Annotated in this window: 20 protein-coding genes; 15 read left to right on the top strand and 5 right to left on the bottom strand. The window is 63.1% G+C overall.

The genetic code is table 11. The features are described from left to right. Positions 1–119 precede the first annotated feature (119 nt). Positions 120–1,307 (top strand): porin, encoded by a 1,188-nt coding sequence (locus FQ755_RS09390; RefSeq protein WP_144154595.1) that lies wholly within the window; start codon positions 120–122, stop codon positions 1,305–1,307. 97 nt (positions 1,308–1,404) lie between these two features. On the opposite strand, the gene FQ755_RS09385 is transcribed toward FQ755_RS09390, so the two are convergent. After that, positions 1,405–2,463 (bottom strand): aldo/keto reductase, encoded by a 1,059-nt coding sequence (locus FQ755_RS09385; RefSeq protein ID WP_144153407.1) that lies wholly within the window; start codon positions 2,461–2,463, stop codon positions 1,405–1,407. A gap of 288 nt (positions 2,464–2,751) precedes the next feature. On the opposite strand from FQ755_RS09385, the gene FQ755_RS09380 reads away from it, so the two are divergent. Together FQ755_RS09380 and FQ755_RS09375 are read left to right on the top strand one after the other, a co-directional pair. Next, positions 2,752–4,074: a TIGR00366 family protein gene (locus FQ755_RS09380; RefSeq protein WP_144153405.1), complete on the top strand. Its 1,323-nt coding sequence runs from the start codon at positions 2,752–2,754 to the stop codon at positions 4,072–4,074. A 59-nt stretch (positions 4,075–4,133) separates the two neighbouring features. Next, positions 4,134–4,826, top strand: coding sequence for a cytochrome b/b6 domain-containing protein (locus tag FQ755_RS09375; RefSeq protein ID WP_144153403.1), 693 nt, complete (start codon positions 4,134–4,136; stop codon positions 4,824–4,826). 91 nt (positions 4,827–4,917) lie between these two features. On the opposite strand, the gene FQ755_RS09370 is transcribed toward FQ755_RS09375, so the two are convergent. The 4 genes from FQ755_RS09370 to FQ755_RS09360 form a co-directional block, all read right to left on the bottom strand. Next, positions 4,918–5,379 carry a CHRD domain-containing protein gene (locus tag FQ755_RS09370; protein WP_144153401.1) on the bottom strand — a complete coding sequence of 154 codons (462 nt, stop codon included), beginning with the start codon at positions 5,377–5,379 and terminating at the stop codon, positions 4,918–4,920. Positions 5,380–5,516: 137 nt separating this feature from the next. After that, positions 5,517–5,987, bottom strand: a complete 471-nt coding sequence (locus FQ755_RS09365) for a LysR substrate-binding domain-containing protein (protein ID WP_409937441.1) — start codon at positions 5,985–5,987, stop codon at positions 5,517–5,519. A gap of 38 nt (positions 5,988–6,025) precedes the next feature. Continuing rightward, on the bottom strand, positions 6,026–6,178 hold the full coding sequence (locus FQ755_RS38650; RefSeq protein ID WP_409937440.1) for a LysR family transcriptional regulator: 153 nt from the start codon (positions 6,176–6,178) through the stop codon (positions 6,026–6,028). Positions 6,179–6,303: 125 nt separating this feature from the next. After that, on the bottom strand, positions 6,304–6,597 hold the full coding sequence (locus FQ755_RS09360; RefSeq protein ID WP_144153397.1) for a hypothetical protein: 294 nt from the start codon (positions 6,595–6,597) through the stop codon (positions 6,304–6,306). 87 nt (positions 6,598–6,684) lie between these two features. Here FQ755_RS09360 and FQ755_RS09355 point away from each other — a divergent pair, with 87 nt between their 5' ends. The 12 genes from FQ755_RS09355 to FQ755_RS09300 all read left to right on the top strand — a co-directional run bounded on the left by FQ755_RS09355 (position 6,685) and on the right by FQ755_RS09300 (position 16,740). Beyond that, positions 6,685–7,107: a hypothetical protein gene (locus tag FQ755_RS09355; RefSeq protein ID WP_144153394.1), complete on the top strand. Its 423-nt coding sequence runs from the start codon at positions 6,685–6,687 to the stop codon at positions 7,105–7,107. A gap of 1 nt (position 7,108) precedes the next feature. Beyond that, the gene (locus FQ755_RS09350) at positions 7,109–7,534 is read left to right on the top strand and encodes a lytic transglycosylase domain-containing protein (RefSeq protein ID WP_144153392.1); all 426 of its coding nucleotides are present in this window, start codon (positions 7,109–7,111) and stop codon (positions 7,532–7,534) included. Further along, positions 7,519–8,580, top strand: coding sequence for a hypothetical protein (locus tag FQ755_RS09345; RefSeq protein WP_144153390.1), 1,062 nt, complete (start codon positions 7,519–7,521; stop codon positions 8,578–8,580). The genes FQ755_RS09350 and FQ755_RS09345 overlap by 16 nt, the downstream gene beginning before the upstream one ends. A gap of 31 nt (positions 8,581–8,611) precedes the next feature. Then, positions 8,612–9,721, top strand: coding sequence for a thioredoxin fold domain-containing protein (locus tag FQ755_RS09340; RefSeq protein ID WP_144153388.1), 1,110 nt, complete (start codon positions 8,612–8,614; stop codon positions 9,719–9,721). A 51-nt stretch (positions 9,722–9,772) separates the two neighbouring features. Next, positions 9,773–12,391 (top strand): TraM recognition domain-containing protein, encoded by a 2,619-nt coding sequence (locus FQ755_RS09335; protein WP_144153386.1) that lies wholly within the window; start codon positions 9,773–9,775, stop codon positions 12,389–12,391. Continuing rightward, positions 12,388–12,927: a YcbK family protein gene (locus tag FQ755_RS09330; protein WP_186308472.1), complete on the top strand. Its 540-nt coding sequence runs from the start codon at positions 12,388–12,390 to the stop codon at positions 12,925–12,927. Before FQ755_RS09335 ends, FQ755_RS09330 begins: the two co-directional genes overlap by 4 nt. Positions 12,928–13,084: 157 nt before the next feature. After that, a complete protein-coding gene (locus FQ755_RS09325) occupies positions 13,085–13,672 on the top strand; it encodes a hypothetical protein (RefSeq protein ID WP_144153382.1) in 588 nt (195 codons plus the stop codon). 13 nt (positions 13,673–13,685) lie between these two features. Beyond that, positions 13,686–14,294: a hypothetical protein gene (locus tag FQ755_RS09320; protein ID WP_144153380.1), complete on the top strand. Its 609-nt coding sequence runs from the start codon at positions 13,686–13,688 to the stop codon at positions 14,292–14,294. 192 nt (positions 14,295–14,486) lie between these two features. Beyond that, on the top strand, positions 14,487–15,200 hold the full coding sequence (locus FQ755_RS09315) for a hypothetical protein (RefSeq protein WP_144153379.1): 714 nt from the start codon (positions 14,487–14,489) through the stop codon (positions 15,198–15,200). Positions 15,201–15,207: 7 nt separating this feature from the next. Next, complete coding sequence (locus FQ755_RS09310; RefSeq protein ID WP_144153377.1) at positions 15,208–15,966, top strand: polymer-forming cytoskeletal protein; 759 nt, start codon at positions 15,208–15,210, stop codon at positions 15,964–15,966. Next, positions 15,963–16,226: a hypothetical protein gene (locus tag FQ755_RS09305; protein ID WP_144153375.1), complete on the top strand. Its 264-nt coding sequence runs from the start codon at positions 15,963–15,965 to the stop codon at positions 16,224–16,226. The genes FQ755_RS09310 and FQ755_RS09305 overlap by 4 nt, the downstream gene beginning before the upstream one ends. Before the next feature lie 40 nt (positions 16,227–16,266). Further along, positions 16,267–16,740, top strand: coding sequence for a hypothetical protein (locus FQ755_RS09300; protein WP_144153373.1), 474 nt, complete (start codon positions 16,267–16,269; stop codon positions 16,738–16,740). Positions 16,741–16,768 lie beyond the last annotated feature (28 nt).

The following is a 16,768-nucleotide window of genomic DNA, read 5'->3' as shown; positions in this document are numbered from 1 at the left end:
GCAAGGACTTTTCATCTGTTAACTTTTCGCGACAGGTAATATTTTTCAGTGTTCCCGAAGAGTGCGTCGCGTTATTGTCCATTTCGCAATAACTGATCATTCATCTGCACGGAGAAATGATGAAAAGAATAACGCTTTCGACTCTCTCGCTGGCAATGCTGGGCGTGGCCGGTGCAGCACATGCGCAAAGCAGCGTCACGCTTTACGGCACGATCGATACCGCCATCACCTTTGTTCACAACGCCAATGCGGCAGGCAAGAATCTGTGGTCGGTCGGCAATGCAAGTAACGGCGACTTGTCCGGCACCCGTTGGGGCCTGAAAGGCCAGGAAGATCTGGGCGGCGGTCTGAAGGCGATTTTCCAGTTGGAAAACGGCTTTAATCCGAGCACCGGACAGCTTGGTCAGGGCAGCCGCCTGTTCGGCCGCCAGGCATTCGTGGGTTTGTCGGCAGATCAGTACGGCACGTTCACGCTCGGCCGCCAGTATGACCCGCTGGTCGATCTGGTGCAGGGCATCACGGGCGACAACTATTTCGGCAGCTCGTTTGCGACCGCCGGTGACGTCGACAACTACGACAACAGCTCGCGTACCAGCAACGCAGTCAAGTACGTGTCGCCGGTGTTCGCAGGCTTCCAGGTCGAAGGCATGTATGCGTTTGGCGGCGTCGCAGGCGAGACCGGCTCGGGGCAGACCTGGTCGGCGGCTGCGGCGTACAACAACGGCCCGATCTCGGTGGCGGCAGGTTACTTCGTCGCCGACAATCCGACGGTGGCCGCCGGCCTGCGCGCCTCGACGACCACCGCCGCGGGTTGGGGCGGCACCTCGGACGGCACGTTCGACGGCTCGCTGATCAACCTCGGCCTGCAGAGCGCGAAGTCGATCAATATTGCCCGCGTCGCGGCGCAATATGTGGCCGGTCCGTTCACGTTCGGTGCGGGCTACAGCAACTCGCAATACAAGGCGGACGGCGAATCGGTGTTCGCTTCGACCGAGAAGTTCAACACGGGCCAGGGCTTCTTCAACTATCAGGCGACTCCGGCACTGCTGTTGGGCGTCGGCTATAGCTACACGAAGTCGAGCGGCGATACGGACGCAACCTACCATCAGGTTTCGGTGGGCGCGGACTACAACCTGTCCAAGCGTACCGACGTCTATCTGGTGGGTGCATGGCAGCACGCCAGCGGCACGACGCTCTCCGCCGACGGCACCGCCGTGGTGGCCGCGCAGGCTTCGGTGGGCTCGTATGGTTACGGCGGCACCAACACTCAGGAACTGGTCAGCGTCGGTCTGCGCCACAAGTTCTAATGTGCTTGACGCGCCCGCAGCGAAAGCCGGGCGCGACGAAAAAAACCGGTCGTCAGCGCGCGCTGACGGCCGGTTTTTCTTTTGGCTGCCCGGACGGTCAGGCCTTCTTCAGATGCGGCCCGAGCAGCGAGAGGTCGGCGGCGCCGAGGCGGTCGCTGGCGGTCTGGACCTGATGCCAGTAAGGATAGAGCAGGGGCGGCGCGCTGACCTTGTCGAGCCGTTCGCGCTGGCCCGCGCTCAACGTGACATCGGCGGCGCCGAGGTTGTCGCGCAGCTGCGCCTCGTTGCGGCCGCCGATGATCACCGAGGCCACCGCCGGCCGTCCCAGCGTCCACGCGAGCGCGACCTGTGCGGGTGAGACGTTGAGCTCGCCGGCCACCTCGACCAGCGTGTCGACGATCAACCACAGGCGCTCCTCGTCGCGGATCGGCGGTTCGGTCCAGCCGGCCAGTTGGCGCGTGCCCTCCGGCGTCTTGTCGCGGCGATGCTTGCCCGACAGCAGCCCGCCCGCGAGCGGACTCCACACCAGAATGCCCAGCCCCTGGTCGAGCGAGAGCGGCGCGAGTTCGTATTCGGCTTCGCGCGCTTCGAGCGTGTAATGAATCTGCTGGCTCACGAACCGCGGCAGACGGTCGCGCTCGCTCACATGCAGCGCCTTCATCAGATGCCAGGCCGAGTAATTCGAGCAGCCCACATAGCGGATTTTGCCCTGGCGCACCAGCAGGTCGAGCGCTTCGAGCGTCTCTTCGAGCGGCGTGAGGCCGTCCCATTGATGCACCTGATAGAGATCGATGACGTCCGTATTGAGGCGCCGCAGGCTCGCTTCGCAGGCCTCGATCAGATGATGCCGCGACAGGCCGCGATCGTTGGGGCCATCGCCCATCGGAAAGCGCGCCTTGGTGGCGATCAGCACGCCTCCCTTGCGCTTGCCGCCGAGCGCCGCGCCGACGATCTCCTCCGACGCGCCGTTCGAATAGACGTCCGCCGTATCGATCAGGTTGACGCCCGCGTCGATGCACATGTCGATCTGGCGCCGCGCCTCGTCGAGACCGACTTCGCCGACGTAGGCAAACTTGCCCTTGCCGCCCATTGTCATGGTGCCGAGCGTGACGGTCGACACTTTGAGGCCGGAACGGCCGAGTTGACGATATTCCATGGTCGAGCTATCTCCTGTAAATGTGGTTGGGTTGTGGCGAGGCCTGCTGTAGAGGGCGCCGCACACCGCATGCCCACGGCGGCGTCATGACGAAGTTTGCTACCGAATTTGCCGCGAATTCCCCTACATAAAGCACACAAGACTCTTGTGCGTTTCACAGCAAGGCCCTGCATTTCATGCAAGAATCGCGGCCGGGGAAGTGGGCGAACAACCAATGCGGCGCACGCTGGCCGCGCCATGAAGTCAAAACGCCCATTAAAAATATCATTGGTGATGAGGAGTAGACAGTTGATTCAACGTATCTCGCGGTTTTTTACCCAGGTGGTCCATCGCGTTCTGCCTGATCCCTTGATCTTCGCGATCTTCCTGACCATCGCGACCTTTATCCTTGCCTTCAGCCTGACGCCGAAAGCGCCCGCCGAGCTGGTGACGATGTGGGGCGGCGGCTTCTGGAATCTGCTGGCCTTCTCGATGCAGATGGCGATGATCCTCGTGACCGGTCACGCGCTCGCCAGTTCCGGCCCGGTCAAGCGGCTGCTGGTGGCGCTGGCGAGCTCGGCGCGCACGCCCGCGCAAGGCGTCATGCTGGTGGCGTTCTGCGGCGCGGTGGCCTGTGCGATCAACTGGGGCTTCGGCCTCGTGCTGGGCGCGATGCTGGCGCGCGAGGTCGCGCGGCGCGTGCCGGGCACCGATTACCGCCTGCTGGTGGCGAGCGCCTACATGGGCTTTCTGACGTGGCACGGCGGGCTCTCCGGTTCCGTGCCGCTGGTGGCGGCCACCAAGGGCAATCCGCTGGAAAAGACCGTCGGCCTGATTCCGGTCTCGCATACGATCTTCACCGGTTACAACGCCTTCATTACATTCGGTCTGATCATTCTGCTGCCCATCCTCGCGCGCCTGATGATGCCGAAGCCCGAAGACGTGGTGGCGGTGGACCCGGTGCTGCTCGAAGATCCGCCGTCGGTGGAACGCATTCTGCCCGCCGACGCGACGCTCGCCGAGCGGCTCGAAGAAAGCCGCGTGCTGGCGATCCTGGTGGCGCTGGTGTGCGCGGTTTATCTGGTCGTGCGCACGGTGCAAAAGGGCTTTACCCTCGATATCGATACGGTGAACCTGGTGTTTCTCGCCGCCGGCATGGTGCTGCACAAAACGCCGATGGCCTACGCCCGCGCCGTGGGCGTGGCCGCGAGAGGCGCCTCGGGCATCATGATCCAGTTTCCGTTTTATGCCGGCATTCAGGCGCTGATGGATCACTCGGGCCTCGCCGGCGTAATCACGCGCTGGTTCGTGGATATCGCCAACGTACACACCTTTCCGCTGCTGGCGTTTCTCAGTTCCGCGGTGATCAACTTCGCCGTGCCGAGCGGCGGCGGTCACTGGGTGGTGCAGGGGCCGTTCGTGATGCCGGCCGCGCAGGCACTGCACGCGGATCTCGGCAAATCGGCCATGGCGATTGCTTACGGCGAGGCCTGGACCAATATGGCGCAGCCGTTCTGGGCGCTGCCGGCGCTGGCGATTGCGGGCCTCGGCGTGCGTGACATCATGGGCTATTGCGTGACGGCGCTGCTGTTCTCGGGCGTCGTGTTCGTGGCGGGGCTGTATCTGTTCTAGCCTGCTGGTGACGAAGGCCGCTAGAGTTTCGTAGACGTTTGCCGCGGGAGGCGCGAGGCATGAATCCTGACGAACCTGTTACGCCGCCGGTGCAGCCGGTTCGTCGCCGCGTGCTGGTGTGGGATGCGCCGCTCCGGTTGTTTCATTGGCTGGCGGTGCTGCTGGTCGCCGGGGCTTATGTCACGTTAAAGCTGAACTGGATGGAGTGGCACGTGCGGATCGGCGAAGCACTGCTGGCGCTGGTCCTGTTCCGTCTGCTGTGGGGCTGTTTCGGCAGCGAGACGGCGCGCTTTCGCAGTTTCGTGGCGTTGCCCGCATCCGCGCTGCGGCACTTGCGGCATCTGTTGCGTCGCGAGCCGGACCTGCAGGTGGGCCACAATGCGGCGGGCGGCTGGATGGTGCTGCTCCTGCTCGGCTTGCTGTTGCTGGAAACGCTCAGCGGCCTGTATGTCTACAACGAAGTCGCGGACGAAGGGCCGCTCAGCGAAACGATGCCCACGTGGTTCGCCAACGCCATTTCATCGATGCATGCCGTGGTGTGGGACGTGCTGCTGGCCGCCGTCGCGCTGCACGTGCTGGTGATCGCGCTGTACGCGGTGGCCAAGCGCCACAATCTGCTGCGGCCGATGCTGAGCGGCTACAAGCCGTTGCCGGCGACGATCGCCGCGCCGAAGCAAAAGCCGATGTGGCTGGCGTTGCTGCTGCTGGCGATCGGCGCGGCGATCGTCACGCTGCTGGCGGTTTATCTTTGAGGCGGTGGCGGCCGCTGCACGGCGAGTCCGTCAAGGCGTGGCCTGCGCAGCGGCGCTTCTTGCTTCAGTGGGCTCGGTTGTGTCAGTTGTGTCAGTTGCCCTTCGGCGGCGTGACCTGTCCGCGAATTTCTCCACCCGGATTGGCCTTGGTGTGGATGTTGATGTACATATTGCCGGCTTCGAACATCTGGGCGTCGTCCGCCGACAAGGTGGCCTGACCGCTCAGCGGGCTTGTCACAGCCATATTGCCTTTCTGCGAAATCCACACTTTCACGCCGGCGTTTTTACCTGCCGGGGCCGGGCCGTGGAAATGCGCCATGGTGGCCGGACCCGTCAAGCCGCTGAAAGTAATGTTCCAGGTCACGACGTGAGTGGTGGAGTCGTAGGTGAGGTTAGCGGTGCCGCTGCCCGAGGTTTGCACCGGCGGCACCTGCTGGTCGCCGGTGAGCGGGACCGTGAAAGCCACCGGCGCCGCTTGCGCGAGCGATACGGTACCGGCGAGAGCGAGTCCAGCGAAAAGCATGAGCGCGCGACGCGAGATCGAAACTGTCATTTGATTTTCTCCGTTCTGGGTTTCACCTTGCGGGGGTGACTTGACGCAAGTGAAACAAGGATAGGCGCAACCCGGCGGTAACTCCAGGCGGAAAACAACCGGCACGCAAAAAGCCACGACCTTGGGCATGGCAGTTGCTAAAACGCGTACTCCTCGGCCAGCGCGTCGATAAAAGCGCGTACTCGCGGCGGCAGCATGCGCGCGCCCGGTGTTAAAACGCTGACGGGCAGGGGTGCAGGGCGGTGGTCGGGCAACAACCGGACGCGCTTCGAGTTCGGTAACCGTGCGCAACGTGCCATATGTTTCGATGTACTGAGGACTTGCACGCAGCAGCAGATGCTGCCGGTCGAACGGACGCGCCGCATGCCCGAATCGTCGAGCGAGCCGATGCGCACCACGGCGTCGAGCCCTTCGGTGATCATGTTTACGCGTTTGTCCGAGAGTTGCATCTCGACGCTCAGCAGAGAATGCGCTTCGAGCAGGCGATTGAGCACGGGCACGATCTTGCGCGTTCCATAACCGATCGGCGCGCCGATGCGCAGCGTGCCGGTAGGGGTATCTGCCGCACCGGTGCTCAGAAGCTGCAGCGCATCGATCTCGTCCAGCACGCGCGCGCACTTCGCAAGCAGCGCATCACCTTCGCTCGTCAGACTGACAGCGCGCGTGGTGCGATGAGACAGCCGCACGCCGAGATCGCTTTCGAGACGCGCCACGCTTTCGCCGCCGATGACGGCGCCAACCCCAATTCGCGTGCGGCGGCCGCGAAACTGCGATTGCGGGCCACGGCGGCGAAACTCATAAACTGGTTGAGATTTTTCATGGGGCATTGGCGGTATCGTGCCGCGTCATGTACCGCATCGGCTGGAGAACCGCGCGGCCACGTCTCGGCCCATCAGCCCATCAGCCCATCAGCCCATCAGGCGATTAGCGCGGCAGAATTCTTTTGCGCGGATCCACGCAGCGGCGCGGATCGCTCGGCTCGGCCGCCGCATGATGGATCACTGTTTGCCGCGACTCCACCAACTGGTCGGCCAACTTGACGACCTCGATCAGCATCCCCAACCCGTCGACCGACGCAAGCGGGTCGACTCCCGGCGTTTGGCCCGCTTCCAGTTCCGAAATCGCCAGTTCGGCGAGCGGCTTGAGCAGTTTTTCTTCCTGCTCCGGCGTCGGCTGAGGCAATCGCGGCTTGAGCTTCGGTTTGATGGGTTCGTCCATGAAATGACCTCTTCGACTATCAAGGAGAGAATTGACTTAATTTCGTATCGACGATATCATACGAAAAACGTCCTCATCGTAACATACATGTCCCGGACCCTTGGCCAACCGCGTAACGATCTGCTCGACCTGCTGACGTCCCCAGCCGGGCAGATGGCCGCCCGCCAGATCGACGCCGCGTTTGGCTATGCCTCGGCATCGGCCGACACGCGCCGTGTCGTCAGAACGGCGGCTGCCCGTATGGCGAAACTCGTGCGCGGCATGGACCGGGACCAGATGGAGTCTTGCGATGCCGAGCTGAACGGCTTTTTCCGCATGGTGCCGTTTAGCGAGGCGCTTCCGGTTGCGGTGGAGATGGAACTGAAGTGGCCGCATCACATCGACACGTTGCCGGAGGCAAAGCAGAGGCTGACCCTGATCCAGAAGGGTGGTGAATACGCGGCGCTGTTCAGCGAGCAGAAAATCGCCAGCGTGGCGGCGCGCATTGCCCAGATGGAAGCGGGGCAATAGCATGCCATACCTGCCATTTCCGATTCCCGAGCAGACCTTTCAGGCTTGCGTGATCGAAGCCGAGGCCAAGTACCAGGTGCCGTCGTGCATCCTGCATGCGGTCCATGAAGTCGAGTCCAGCGGCGATCTGCGGCCAGGCCTGGTGAGGTCGAACGGCAACGGCACGAAGGACTACGGCATCACGCAGATCAATACTGTCTGGATGAACTATTTCCAGCGAAAGTTCGGCATCGGCGCGGCGGATTTCGCCAATAACGCCTGCCTTGCTGTGAATGGCTCAGCCTACATCATCCGCTACGAAATCAATGCTACCGGCAACTTCTGGGCGGGTGTCGGCAATTACCACAGCCGCACACCTGGCGAACACGATCGCTACGTTTTGCAGGTGGCGCAGCAGGCGGAGAGGTTCGGATGCAGGATCAGGTAAACAACCGGACCTCCGGGCCGATTCTCGCGCTGGCGCTCGTCGTCGTGGTGGGCTCGACCATGCTGCTCTGGCATCTGAAGCACGAAGCCATCGCGCGCATGGTGCTGGCCTGGAAGGCACTCGAAGTTTTGCCGATTGCGCATATTTCGGGAACGGCTGCCGCGCTGCGCGCGCGTCTGGAGATCTACGTCCGCTATGCGCGGATTCTTACGCTGGGCGAACTGTTTAGTCTCGGCTGGCAGATCGGCGCGTTCTATCTGGTCATTCCGGTCACCCTGAGCGGCTGGTTCGCGTGGCGCGCCGCGCGCCATCCGGTGGTGCGCGCCACGCGCGTCCATACCATTCAGTCGCTGCTGGAGGTGCAAAGCCGCAGCTTTTCCGCCGTCGCACCCATTCTTCGCCGGGATCTGTCGAACGATCTCGCGCCGGAATGGGCCTCCTCGATGCATCCGGAAGAGTGGGTGGCGAGGCATGGGCTGATCGTCAACCAACGGCTGGATCTGGCGCGCACGCGCGATCTGCTGGTGGGCCAGCTCGGCAAGCCGGTCAATTCGCTGGCACAACTAAGCGACATCGAAAAGGCCCTGTTCGCGATCTTCGGCCTGCGCGTCTTCTTCAAGGACCAGGATGGTTCGAAAGCGCTAGTGGATGCCTTGAACTATAGCGCGATCAATACCGCGTCGCGGCCCAATCTGACACTGGCGCGTGAGGCGTTCGGGCGTTGCGCCCAGGCCAAAGCGGCGCGCGACTGGCTGCTCAAGCATCCCTATCCGCGAACCCTGCTAATGGCGCTCCTGATCGAATCCCGCCAGATGGGCGTGCTGCCGTCTTCGAATTTTATCTGGCTCAAGCCGCTCGACCGCGCGCTGTGGTATCCGCTGAATACGGCGGGCCGCAAGGTGCCGTTCATGGAAGCGGCCGGCGTATTCAACCAGATGCAGGCCGAAGAGGTGGCGTGGGACAACAACAGCGTGCTGACGGCTCCGCACGTCGAAGATGCCGTCAAGGCATTGCAACGCTATCTCGAGGAAACCGGGGTGCTGTAACCGACAACCGAAATTTCGGTGAGGAATCCATATGAAACTTAAGTTTGAAAGAACCCGGCGTGAAGCCCGGGACCTCGTTCTGGTCGAGCCGGACGGCACGGTTTTCACATCCTTCATGAAAACCGGCTATCTGAGCGCGGCCACGCGCACCCGCTTTGCCAGCGGCACCGCCGCGGCCACCGGCGCGTTCTCCATTTCTTCCGGCGCCGCGCGGCCGGAGGAATCGCAAGCCGGCGCCACCGCGAATCACGGGCTCGTGTTTATCAGCGAGGTCGACGGACAGGAGAAGATCGCGCTGATCGAACGTTTTGCGACCGAGACGGATGCGCGCCACGGCCTGTCGCTGGTTCAACTGGCCGTGCAGCGCTACGTGATCGGCCAACGCCGCCGGCATAACTGGCGCATGCTGCTGCGTTACGCGGGCGCGCCGTTCCTCACGTTGATCGTCGCCATGGCGGCGGTGCGGTTTCTGGACTCGCATAACGGCTCGCTCGAAATGCTCAAATCGCTGGTGAGCGCCGCGCAGGCCAATCCGGCGCAGATGGCGCAGCCGTCCGGCTTGCCCGTCGCGGCTTTAGCCGAGCCGGCGCCGCTCGCCGGCGCCGCAGCGGCGCCATTCCCGATCCAGCCCGCGTTCGCCGCGACCCAGCCTGAGATGCAGGCGGCCGCACCTGCCGTCGGAGGACATGCAGCCGATCCCGCACCGGACGTGGCCCGCGCGATGACCTCGATTCATTTCGGTCTCGACAATCAGCCGCCGAAGCGAACCCTCTACGTGTATTCGGATCCCAACTGTCCGGCTTGTAAACAGTTCGAGTCGCACATCGACGATCTCGCCAAAGACTTCTCCGTCTACGTGTTGCCGGTTGCGTATCAGGACGGCTCGGCGAAGGTGGCCGCGCAGATTCTGTGCGCCACGGATCGCAAACAGAAATGGATCGACACCATGACGCACGCAAAACCCGGCGAGCCGGTCGCAGGCGACGAATGCGCGCGCGCGTACAGCGGCATCAAGGCCAACATGCAGGCGTTCGACTCGCTTGGCTTCAATTCGACGCCGCGCGTCGTGAGCGGCAGCGGCTACGTGTTCGCCGCGGGCGCGAGCGCCGGCGCGATTCGCAGCCAGGCGGCCGCGCAATAGCGCGAGAGCAGGCACGGGCAGTCTTACCGTTGAGAAGGAACCGGGCGGCGTATGGCACAACAATATGGCACCTCGCGATGGCAGGAGATCGACCAGCAGCGCATCACGCTCGACCCGCGCACGGCGACCGAACGGTTCGCCGCGTGGCTGAGGCAACCGGGCCAGTATGCGAAATTCCAGATCGGCATGGGCATCGCCGCGTGCGTGCTGGCCTTTATGTGGCTGCCGATGACGATCGTCATCCTGCTCGCGCAGGGCTGGTTCTCGTGGCAGCGTCACGAGATGCCGATGCGCTATCCCAAAGACCTCGGCGGCATCGATCCGTCGCTCGACGCCGGCAAGCCCCATCCTGGCGGAAAAGGCGAGATCATCGAGCGTAAGCCGGCGGAGGGCATCGTCTATCTCGGCAACCAGCGCTCGGCCGACCGTGCCGAGCATCTGCGGGAATTGTGGGCAACTAACGACGACGCCCGCACGCACATGCTGCTGATGGGCACGACCGGTTCAGGCAAGACCGTGACCTTGCTGTCGCTGTGCTTCAACGCGCTGTCGTGGGGCTCCGGCTTTTTCTATTCGGACGGCAAGGCGGATTCGAGCCTGCATGCCTCGGTATGGGCATTGTGCCGGCGGGTAGGTCGTGAGGATGACTACCTGGTTCTCAACTTCATGACAGGCGGCGCCGATCCGTACAAGACGAAGAAAACCACCGAAAAGACCTCGAACGGCACGAACCCCTGGTACGAGGGCGGCCCGGACTTTCTCTCGCAACTCTCGTCGGCGCTGTTGCCGAAGGCGAGCGGCGACGGCGCGCAATGGCAGCAAAAGGCCGTCAACATGATGGACGCGCTGATTCGCACGCTCTGCTACGAGCGCGCGGTCGGCAATATCACGCTGTCGATTGGCGTGATCCGCGAACATCTGGCGCTGCCGAATCTGGTCAAGCTGTATCTGAAGGGCAAGAAAGGCGAGATTCCCGAGTTCGCGTTTTTGCCGATCAAGGCCTATCTGGAAACGGGCCTGCCGGGTTTTCGGCCGGAACTCGCGCACCAGCCGGAGAAATGGGATCAGACGGTGTTCGATCAGCACGGCTATCTGACCGGACAGTACTCGCGCACGCTCTCCATGCTGATGGATACCTACGGCCACATCTTCAAGGACAAATTTTCGGAAGTGGACATGATGGACGTGCTGTTGAACCGGCGCGTCCTCGTCGTGATGATTCCGACGCTGGAGAAATCGTCGCAGGAAGCCGCCAACCTCGGCAAGCTGATCGTCTCCAGCATCCGGCTGATGATGGCCATGAACCTCGGCCACAAGCTGGAAGGGACCTACGCGGACATCATCGACACCAAAGCGACCAAATCGCCCGCGCCGTACATCATCACGATGGACGAGCTCGGCTACTACTTCGCCGAAGGGATCGCGCTGATGTTCGCCCAGGCGCGCAGCCTCGGATTCATGATGATCGCCGCAGGGCAGGACATTGCTGCAATGGCGAAAGGCGACAACAAGGAAGAAGTCGATTCGATGATCGCGAACACGAAGATCAAATATTCGCTGGCGCTCGAGGACCCCGACAAGACGCTGGACGTGTTCAAGAAAGTGGCGGGCGAATCGATTTCAGTAGAAGTGGGTTCCTACGAGGGCTCGGTCAACCACTTCACTTCGACTCATTACCGGCGCAATCTGAGCGGCTCGATTCAGCGCCGCGACCGCATCGAACTGCAGGAACTGAAGGCGCTTAAGGAAATGGAAGGCGTGCTGATCTTCAAGGATCAGGTGACGCGGGCGCGCAGCTTCACATGGTTCCACTCGATGGAAAAGACCAAGCTGCCGTTTCGCCTGAATCGCTTCCTGCAGGTCGAGCGGCCCGCGCGCGCGGATCTTGCCGCCAAGCTCAAGCCGATCAGGCAAAGCGACAAGCGGCTTACCGCGATCGACCGGATCGCGGAGAAGATCCGGCTCGGCCATGTGCCTGCGTATGTCGAAACGACCGATCCCGTGCTGGACGCGGTGCGCGATACATACCGCCGCATCGAAACGCAACACCCGGACGTAACGGCGGTCGAGCGTGGCATTGCGTACTACAGCGCAGCCGTCGAGGCGATGCGTGCGCATCGTGCGGACGAAGCTGGCAGGTATTGGGAGCCGGTCGATACGGAGGCAGCCGCGGCGTCGGTCGACGTTGCTGCGGCGAAGGTCCGCGAAGAAGGCGCGATGCCAGCGGCGGCGCGAACCGAAATGCCGGCGCAGGTGAGCGCCACAATGACAACCGCGCCTGCAACCGCAGTGGCAACCGCGGCGCTGGATACGGTGCCCAATGCAATACCGGCCCCGCCGCACGCGCCGGACGTCCCGCTGGAAAGCCGCCTGCAACTGGTCCGCAATCCCGTCTATCAAAACCCGCCGTTGTGTGAAAAGCCGGACGATGCCGTCGCGGGCGAGTTCGTGCTCGGCTTCACCGAAACGACCACTGCCGCGCTCGCGGGCATCGAGGCAAGCCTTGGCCGTGAGAACCCGCTCGCCTCGGTAAAGCACATGGAAGCGAAAATTTCCGCACAATTGAAATGGAACGGCCCGGCGGCCGTCATTTCGGCAAGCGAACTGGACAATCTGCTCAGCCGGGTCGAAGAGACGATGAGCCGTTCGGGCAGCGGAGCGCGGCAATGATCGGGCGCCGGGCGTTTTGCAAAACGTTTGCGGCGGCTGTCTCGCTAGCGCCGCTGGTCGCACCGACCCGGGCGAACGCCGAGGCGGCGAGCGCGGTTCCGACGCTACTGTGGGTGCGGCGTGGCGCGGACGAGGCCAACATCGATTATTCGACCGACGAGGGATTCCGCGCCATTGCCTGGATGATGCGCGACGTGCGGGCGGGGGTCGTCGGTACGCCCGACTGGCGCCTGCTGCAGCAGTGGTCGTGGATGCAGGCGTGGCTCGCCGCCTACGGACATCACGCACGATTCGACATTCACTCCGGCCTGCGCACCAAGGCGACCAACGACTTTTACGAGGGCGCGCTCGCCTCGTATCATCTGCCGGATGAACGGATGGTGTTTCGCGCCGGAGATATCAGCACGCCCTCTGTCCCGAGTGAGTACATGGGACGCCTCGCCTATCTGTCCCAGCAGGGCGGGGTTGGCTTTTATGCGCGCGATTTCATTCACACCGATGTGCGAGGCCGCGTGGTAGCGTGGAGGTCGCGCTGAGCGGTTGTCTCGTGGTGCTGCGTGGAAACTGCGTCGATGATTGTGATATTAATCAGATGAATGGAAATGACTGATCTCGCGGGAGATAGTATTCAAACCCCGTAATTAATGCGTATAATCAAGTCGATACATAATCCACGCCGGAGCTCCGTATGGATTGCAGGGTTGCAGCAGCAGGCAGAATTCACGTGCAAATCGAAACGGTCATTCAAGCAGCGCCGAAACTATGACGCAAAAGCAAAGTGGCAAAGGGCCCATCCTGGCGCTCGACCTGGAAAAATTCCGGGTGAAGTACGGTCTTTCCATCAGTTCGGCATGTGAGATCTTCGGCTTGCAGCGCGCCAAGTGGACGGCGTTGCAGAAGAGTCCGTCGGCGGTGCTGGCAGACAATACCGTGTGCATTTTGCTGGATTTTTATGAACGTAATCCCGCAACAATTCCGATACGCCGCATCATCAACATCCGGCAGCACATGATCGACCTTGGCTACGATCCGGACAACCCGACGGACAAGGCATTGTTCGCCACGACCCACGGCCGGGAGAAAGCGGCGTCGTACCGCTGGGACAGCGGCCAGGGCGGCGTCAGCAAGCCGGTCGAGCGGCTCATCGAAGCCACTGACCGCCTGCCCACCGAATCCGGCAAGAAGAAAAGGCAAACCCTCGAAAGTATCGCCCGCGACGTAGCGGCGCGCCAGGGCATACGCGATCCTCTCGCGCGAGGATCGTGGCGAAAGGACGACTAGGTGAGGAGCGCGAATGATAAAAGCAAAGCGTCCGGGCATTGACGTCAGCGTTGTCCTGTTCTACAAGCCGGGGAACATTCCTGCGCGTCTGAAGGTGTCCGAGATCACGTTGCCGCTGTCGCGGGCAATGGAGGGCTTCATCACGGGGCTGTCCGGACATCAACGGATGGAAAGCATGATGTACGCGCGGCAATACGCCGACGCGCATCGGCTGGAAATGATCGTTATCGATCTTCTGGTCGGCTTCGAGCTGCCGCTGTATCCGAAAATGCTGCCGCCCGAACTGGTCAAGGAGCACGACGTCCTGAATCTGTTTCGTGCTTCGAAGGAACTGATCGGGCAGATCGCCGAGTACTGGCAGCAATGGGTGATCGAAGACGAGGGCACGCGGGCGAAGACACGCTACGAATGGAGCCGGCCATCGGACTTCGTGGCGCGGCGTCCCGACCTGCTGCCGCGCCTGCTCGAACTCGATGAATTCGAGCACATCCACGTCGTGACCTATCCGGCCATCGCCGCGTATCACGACAAGCCGCTGACGGCCACGTCGTTCAGGGTCGGCTATCCGCTGATCGAGCGAGCTTCGGCGCGCTTTCATCCGGATATCGAAGTCATCGTCTGACTCGATGTATTCAGGACACGGCCCCGCCATCCTATGGATGCGGGGTTGTTTCATCTGCACCCCTTCAGTTCGTTTGCGCTGTTTCGACAAAAGATTGCGCATCTGTTTTTTGTTACGTATCATATATCTCATACGTATTTTTTTGATTGATCGTTCTGCTCCATGGCAATCACACAGCAAGCGGGAGAACACATGGAAAACGCATTGCATGCGGCGCGGACCGCCAGTGGCGAAGCCGATGGGCGGCGCGTCGAGTTGACTCCGTCGGGGTGGCTCGCCATCGCTCTGGCAATCGGCGGGGCCGCGGTCAGCGCATGGGTGGGCTACCAGCACTTTGCGGCTGCTGTGCCGGTGCGCTCGCCGCAGGTGGCCGTGACCGCCGCGCAGCCGCAGAGCGTGGCGCAGGCCGGCTCCGCAGCCACGGGCATGCCGTCGGTGGCGCTATTGACGCAGGCGCTCGCCAGGGAGCGCCGCGAGCGCGACATCCAGAATGTGGCGTGGCGGGCGTTGAACGAATTGTCCAAACAGCAGATCGCCAGCCTGCGCTCGGACCTGCAGGCGCTGGACGGCCGAATCGATGTGCTCGGGAAGACCCCGCCGCCGGCGCCTGCACCGGCACGTGCGGGGCGTAGCGGTGTCGCAGATGTTGCGTCCGGAGCCCGGGCGCTGCATGCGGCGCTCGACGCGGCGAAGGCGAGCACCGATATCGATGTGGCGTCGCTGCCGGTTGAAACGAGTTCGGCGCAGACGCTGAATGTAACGGGCTTCGGCAACGGCGTGGTGGAAATCGGCGACCAGAAACTGACGGTTGGCCAACCTTACCAGCCGGGCGAGACGATCGTCGCCGTCGATCCGGTGAGCCGCTCGATTGTCACAACCCGCCGCATTATCAATGTCACCAACTGAGGTCGATATGAACCAACCCGGTTTCCTCGTGCGTGTAGCGCTCGGTGTCGGCCTCGCACGACGCACCGCGCCGGCCGTGCGCATGCAGACTGTCAACGAGGCGCCGCCGCCTGATCTCGCCGCGCAGCCGCGGCGCACGCAGCCAGCGCAACCATTGCAGAACCCGCAGCCGCACGCGCAACCGAACCCGCAGCCGAGCCAGCGGCAAAGCCCAGCGCGAACGCCGCCCGCCGCGGCGCAGCCCCGCGCGCCAGAGCAGACGGCATTCGCCCGGCCGAACGGTTCGGTGCCGAAAGCCGTCGCTCTCCCTGGCGCAGACGGTTTGCCGGAGCGAGCCGGCGAGTCCGATATCAGCACGGTCATTCCCGCGGCCGCACAGTTGAACGGCGATCTGGAGATCGCGGAGAGCATCGTTCTGCAATGCGTGGTGCGCGGCAACGTGACCCAGCTCGGCGAGCATCAGGTCGTACTAACGGCGACGAGCGGCATCCACGGCACGCTGCGCGCGCACACGGCGGTGATTGGCGGAACGGTCGAGGGCGACGTATTCGCCGAGCGGGTCGTCGTGCTCGAGACCGGCCAGATCAACGGCAACGTCGAGTACACGACGCTCGCCATGAAGGAGGGCGCATGCATCAACGGCGCGCTGATGCGCATCGTGCCGAATGTGATCGGCGTGAGCGACGGCGGCGCGGCGCTCCCGGGTCGCGGCGAACAGCCCGGCTTGCGCGCGGTTTCGATGGCCGATCAGGAGCGTGTGGCGTGAGGCCGTCCCGCCCGCTGTTGTCTCGTCCATGGCCGGGCATTCTCGCGGCGTGGAGCGTGCTGTGTCTATGCGTGATGCAGTTACGGTTTCCGCACTTCCTGTTTATCTGCGAGCACGTCGAGGCACTTTACGATGGCCACGCCGACGACACGGTCGTGTATCACGTCATGCAAGGGCTGGTCGTGCTGGCGTGGGGGCTGGGCGTCGTTGCGGCCGCCGGCGGGGCGTGGATGGTGCGCAGGGCGAGTCTGCGACGATGAGCCCAGCGCACTCACGTTGCCTTGTCATAGGCGGGTAGGGATGAAGATTGCGAAGATGGGTCGCGCCGAGATTTTCTTTATCGCGCTGATCGTGCTGACGTCGGTGATGTGGCTGCGCGACCGCCTGCCGGCGTCGCGCGAAGCCATTGCCGGCGTGCGGACGTTGGCGGCGGCGAATGAGCGCGCACAGCGGGTGGTCGCAGCGAGCCTCGCGGAGAATCCCGCGCCGAGCAATCGCGATGCGCGCCGGTTACGCGAACGCGTCGCGGCCATCGAGGCGTCGGCCGCGCGGCCCGTCGCGAATACCGCCTCACAGCGTTTGATGTTCGAGCGCGCACGGCTCGCGGCCTTATCGTTCGTGGATATGACGGACGGCGACCGCTTGCGCTGGCTGCTGCTTGGTATCGGTCGATACATTGAGGCGATCATCGGCGTGCTGCTGGGGTTGGGCGCGCTGGCCGTTACCCGCAAGCTGCGAATCGGCAAAGCGGCACGGTACAGCCACCGGCCTTGACTACCGGATCGTGGATAGATCTGTTTGA

The sequence above is a fragment of the Paraburkholderia sp. BCC1885 genome, assembly GCF_900996235.1.
Classification (GTDB): domain Bacteria; phylum Pseudomonadota; class Gammaproteobacteria; order Burkholderiales; family Burkholderiaceae; genus Paraburkholderia.
This window is presented reverse-complemented; position numbering and strand designations above follow the sequence as displayed.

Coding starts and splice junctions, on each gene's coding strand:
- FQ755_RS09390 (WP_144154595.1), top strand. CDS start 120: ATGAAAAGAATAACGCTTTCGACTCTCTCGCTGGCAATGCTGGGCGTG.
- FQ755_RS09385 (WP_144153407.1), bottom strand. CDS start 2,463: ATGGAATATCGTCAACTCGGCCGTTCCGGCCTCAAAGTGTCGACCGTC.
- FQ755_RS09375 (WP_144153403.1), top strand. CDS start 4,134: ATGAATCCTGACGAACCTGTTACGCCGCCGGTGCAGCCGGTTCGTCGC.
- FQ755_RS09370 (WP_144153401.1), bottom strand. CDS start 5,379: ATGACAGTTTCGATCTCGCGTCGCGCGCTCATGCTTTTCGCTGGACTC.
- FQ755_RS38650 (WP_409937440.1), bottom strand. CDS start 6,178: ATGAGTTTCGCCGCCGTGGCCCGCAATCGCAGTTTCGCGGCCGCCGCA.
- FQ755_RS09360 (WP_144153397.1), bottom strand. CDS start 6,597: ATGGACGAACCCATCAAACCGAAGCTCAAGCCGCGATTGCCTCAGCCG.
- FQ755_RS09355 (WP_144153394.1), top strand. CDS start 6,685: ATGTCCCGGACCCTTGGCCAACCGCGTAACGATCTGCTCGACCTGCTG.
- FQ755_RS09350 (WP_144153392.1), top strand. CDS start 7,109: ATGCCATACCTGCCATTTCCGATTCCCGAGCAGACCTTTCAGGCTTGC.
- FQ755_RS09345 (WP_144153390.1), top strand. CDS start 7,519: ATGCAGGATCAGGTAAACAACCGGACCTCCGGGCCGATTCTCGCGCTG.
- FQ755_RS09340 (WP_144153388.1), top strand. CDS start 8,612: ATGAAACTTAAGTTTGAAAGAACCCGGCGTGAAGCCCGGGACCTCGTT.
- FQ755_RS09335 (WP_144153386.1), top strand. CDS start 9,773: ATGGCACAACAATATGGCACCTCGCGATGGCAGGAGATCGACCAGCAG.
- FQ755_RS09330 (WP_186308472.1), top strand. CDS start 12,388: ATGATCGGGCGCCGGGCGTTTTGCAAAACGTTTGCGGCGGCTGTCTCG.
- FQ755_RS09320 (WP_144153380.1), top strand. CDS start 13,686: ATGATAAAAGCAAAGCGTCCGGGCATTGACGTCAGCGTTGTCCTGTTC.
- FQ755_RS09315 (WP_144153379.1), top strand. CDS start 14,487: ATGGAAAACGCATTGCATGCGGCGCGGACCGCCAGTGGCGAAGCCGAT.
- FQ755_RS09310 (WP_144153377.1), top strand. CDS start 15,208: ATGAACCAACCCGGTTTCCTCGTGCGTGTAGCGCTCGGTGTCGGCCTC.
- FQ755_RS09300 (WP_144153373.1), top strand. CDS start 16,267: ATGAAGATTGCGAAGATGGGTCGCGCCGAGATTTTCTTTATCGCGCTG.